This window comes from uncultured Campylobacter sp. (assembly GCF_937997535.1).
GTDB lineage: Bacteria > Campylobacterota > Campylobacteria > Campylobacterales > Campylobacteraceae > Campylobacter_B.
The window spans coordinates 1-3621 of sequence record NZ_CALKTT010000070.1; the positions used below are offsets into that span (position 1 = coordinate 1).

Consider the following 3621-nt stretch of genomic DNA (forward strand, 5'->3'; position numbering starts at 1 on the left):
CGGGTCGATGCTTAGCACGAAGTGCGGCTCATGCGCGCCGTGCACCGTAAAACCGCGGCGCTTGCCGATCGTGTAGTGCATATAGCCCTCGTGAGTGCCGATGGCGTTGCCCGCGCGATCGCGCACGATGCCTGGCATTTTGGTACCCGTATGACGGTTTAAAACGTCGATGTAGGTGGTGTCCACAAAGCAGATCTCGCTGCTTTCGCTCGCAGAAGCGATCTGCGAAAGCTCCGTATAGGCGCGCGCAGCCTCTTTGACGTCCTTTTTATACATCCCTCCAAGCGGAAAGAGCATAAACTCAAGCGCGGCGGGATCGATGTTTGCTAAAAAATAGCTCTGATCTTTGCTAAGATCTGCGGCGGCTTTTAAAAGCCCATCCTCGATACGGACGTAATGCCCGGTAGCTAGGCGCTCAAAGCCCTGCTCGCGCGCAAATTCCAAGAGCTTGCCGAGCTTTATGCGGCGATTACACAGCGCGCAGGGATTCGGCGTAAGACCGCCTATATAAGCCTGCACGAAGGGCTCGTAAACATCGCGATTAAAATCATCCTGCAGATCCAAAATGTGGATTTTTATACCCAAAAACTCGCCCACCTTGCGGACTTTGGCGATGTTTGCCTCATGATAGCCGGGCTTTGCGTGCAGCTTCATATAGCAGCCCTGTACCTCGTGCCCCGCGTCCTGCAGCAGCTTCGCGCACATCGAGCTATCCACGCCGCCGCTCATCGCGACTAAAATTTTCATTCGTTCTCCTTGCGTCGCACATCCGCCAAAATTTCATCCACGCTGTCGCAGAGCTTGAAATTTTGCAGATCGCTTTCGTTTATCGCGCCAGATTTTAGCAGCGAAGTGCGGAAAAACTCCATTAGCGGCGCGTAAAATTCCTCGTCGTAAAGATAGATCCGTGCGCGTTTAAAGCCCGTCTGCACCAGCACTAAAATTTCAAAAAACTCATCCAGCGTCCCAAAGCCGCCAGGAAAGATGACGAAAATTTCGCTGTTTTCGATGAGAGCGCCTTTGCGCGGTGCAAATGCCGAAAATTTCGCCCCCTGCGTCAAAAAGCCGTTGCTTTTTTGCTCAAACGGCAGCATGATGTTAAAGCCCACGCTGTGCGTTCTTGCTCTCGCAAATGCGCCTCGGTTGGCGCCTTGCATAATGCCGCCACCGCCTCCGGTGATGATCGAGTATCCTAAATCGGCGAGCCCTTCGCAGAGCTTTTGCGCGTCTTTTACGTAGCGGTTGTCCTCGCTAAAGCGCGCCGAGCCGAAGATCGTGGCGCTTTTGCCCACGTTTTTGAGATTGTCGCGGGCGATTTTGATGTCTTTTAAAATTTCTTTCAACTGCATGATTAATCTATCTTTTGTGTATATTATTTAAAATTTTAGCTTTAAGAATAGCATTAAATTTTTAAAATTCCGTTTAAAATAGTAGAATTTACGTGATTTAAAATCTTATCGTAAATCATACTAGGTTGCTAAGCTTTCGTAAAAATCCGCCGACGCCGCGGTAAGCGCTCATATCGATCGGCTCGCAGCCCTGCTTGCTTAAAAATCGCGAGACGCTCTGTCTAAGCGCGATGGTAGCGGGCGAAAACGGGCGGTGTGAGTTGAAAAGTACGCGATTGTGCGCACACTCTGCGACGTCTTTGCAAAACGGCACGAAGCCCAGTAGCTTGAAATTTAGCTCGCTTATGTTTTTCTGCGCGACCGCCTTTAAATTTTCGTAGATCATCACGGCGTCCTCCTCGCTCGCGGTGAAATTTAGCAAAAACAAAATCTCTTTTTTGCTCGCCCCGAGCGTCTTTAAAAGTGCGTAGGTATTACTGATCGCGCAGGGCTCGTTTGCGCACAGCACGATGTTGTGATCCGCAATCTGGGCAAAGCTTTTTAAATTTTCAAGTCCCGCGTCGATCAAAATAAAATCGAAAATTCCCGCTTCTTTCAGCTCGCTTATAAATTTAGCGGAGTTTTCGCCCGCGCCGTCCACAGGCGAGACGAGAGTTAAATTTTGCGAAATTTTTACTGCGACGGCGCTTGGTAGCGAAATCCTCTTTCTTTGCAAAGCGTTTAAGATGATCTCTTGATTGTTTAAATTCGGCGCTTCTATGATCGCCGTGCGGTAGCCCTGCTCGCTTAGAATTTCGGCGAAATTTGCTGCAATCACGCTCTTGCCGACTCCGCCCTTGGCGCTTAAAAAATTTACGATTTTAGTTTGCATATCAGTCCTCTTTTAAATTTCATCTCTCCAAGTGGCAAAATCACGCTTATGCGCTCGCAAACACCCGGATGCGGCAGCATCAGCCGCTCGCAGGCACGCACCTTCGCGCTTGCATATAAAATATCCACGTCCAGCGTGCGCGGCGCGTTTTTGAAGCTTCTTTTGCGTCCAAATCGTAGCTCTGCGCGCTGCATGATTTTGAGTAATGTAAGCGGCGGCAGAGAGCTTTGCACGAGCATTACGGCGTTTAAAAAATCGGGCTGATCTAAAAAACCAAACGGTCTGTTTTTTAAAATCAAGGAATTTTGCGCTACGAAAAAGCGCGCGTCGCTTTGTAAAATGCGGTAAAATCGCTCGAAGCGTCGCCTGACATCTCCTAAATTCCCGCCGAGCCCGAGCAGGTATAAATTTTTAAAATTTTCGCGTTCGCAGCGCCTCATCGGAAAAACGGCGCTTTTTACGACGCACAGCGCGTCCGCGCACTCGTAAAATCCGTTTTTCTCAAGCCGCACATTCATCGGGTCTACTCGCTTAAAATTTCAGCCCCGTTTTCGCGCACGACCACGACGTCCTCAATGCGCACGCCAAACTCGCCGGGCAAGTAAATCCCAGGCTCCACGCTAAAGACCATCCCCTCTTTTAGTACGGTATCTTCGCGCTTTGAGATAAAGGGAAGCTCGTGAATATCGACTCCGACGCCGTGTCCGGTGCTGTGAAAAAACGCTTCGCCGTAACCCTGAGCGGCGATAAAATCCCTAGCCGCCGCGTCAATCTCGCGCGCCTTTTTGCCGGGCATAACCGCCGCGATCGCAAGGGCCTGAGCCTCTTTTACGATTTCGTAAATTTCTTGCCGCTTGGCGTTTTTAAAATTTTGCTCCTTGCCGAAGTTAAAATTTTCGTCAAAGCACGCCGTGCGCGTCCTGTCAGAGCAGTAGCGGTTAAATTTAACCCCCGCGTCAAGCAGGAGCAAATCGCCCCGACGTAGCCGCTTTTTGCTCGGCAGAGCGTGCGCTTTAGCGGCGTTTTCGTTGATCGCGACGATAGGCGAAAAGCTAAGCGCGAGCTCGCCCTTTTTCTTAAAGATGAGCTCAGCGTTAAAAAACAGCTCCTCTTCGCTCATGCCTTCGCCCTCGGCGCGCACGAACGCGGCAAATTCGTCAAATCTTTCCGCGCCTAGCTGCGCCGCTTGCTTTAAAATTTTTATCTCATCCTCTGATTTTATTATGCGCGAAATTTGCGAAAAATTCGCCCGCGCCTTAAATCTTATCCCAAGCCCTTTGCTTAGCGCCTCCCACTCGCCCGCGGCAAAATCGTACGGGTTGTAGCTAAGCTCAGCAACGCCCGCTTTTCGCAAAAACAGCCGCGCGTCTTTTATCAAATTTCGCTCGACCTCGATCACTT

Annotated in this window: 5 protein-coding genes; all 5 read right to left on the reverse strand. The window is 50.3% G+C overall.

Annotation, left to right across the window (positions count from 1 at the left end):
• Positions 1-747 (reverse strand): tRNA 2-thiouridine(34) synthase MnmA (gene mnmA, locus Q0117_RS06670; RefSeq protein ID WP_297923972.1); only part of this gene is annotated, 747 nt, incomplete at its 3' end.
• Entirely contained in the window at positions 744-1349 is a 606-nt protein-coding gene (locus tag Q0117_RS06675) for a TIGR00730 family Rossman fold protein (protein WP_297923974.1), read from the reverse strand. The genes mnmA and Q0117_RS06675, both read right to left, overlap by 4 nt.
• 115 nt (positions 1350-1464) lie before the next feature.
• Complete coding sequence (locus tag Q0117_RS06680; RefSeq protein ID WP_297923976.1) at positions 1465-2220, reverse strand: P-loop NTPase; 756 nt, start codon at positions 2218-2220, stop codon at positions 1465-1467.
• Positions 2202-2738 carry a 2-amino-4-hydroxy-6-hydroxymethyldihydropteridine diphosphokinase gene (gene folK, locus Q0117_RS06685; protein ID WP_297923978.1) on the reverse strand — a complete coding sequence of 179 codons (537 nt, stop codon included), beginning with the start codon at positions 2736-2738 and terminating at the stop codon, positions 2202-2204. Before folK ends, Q0117_RS06680 begins: the two co-directional genes overlap by 19 nt.
• A 5-nt stretch (positions 2739-2743) precedes the next feature.
• A partial coding sequence (locus Q0117_RS06690) for a M24 family metallopeptidase (protein WP_297923980.1) occupies positions 2744-3621 on the reverse strand: 878 nt, incomplete at its 5' end.

What these genes read in the sequence shown, in the direction of transcription:
- Q0117_RS06675 (WP_297923974.1), bottom strand. Translation starts at nt 1,349, where the DNA reads ATGCAGTTGAAAGAAATTTTAAAAGACATCAAAATCGCCCGCGACAAT.
- Q0117_RS06680 (WP_297923976.1), bottom strand. Translation starts at nt 2,220, where the DNA reads ATGCAAACTAAAATCGTAAATTTTTTAAGCGCCAAGGGCGGAGTCGGC.
- folK (WP_297923978.1), bottom strand. Translation starts at nt 2,738, where the DNA reads ATGAATGTGCGGCTTGAGAAAAACGGATTTTACGAGTGCGCGGACGCG.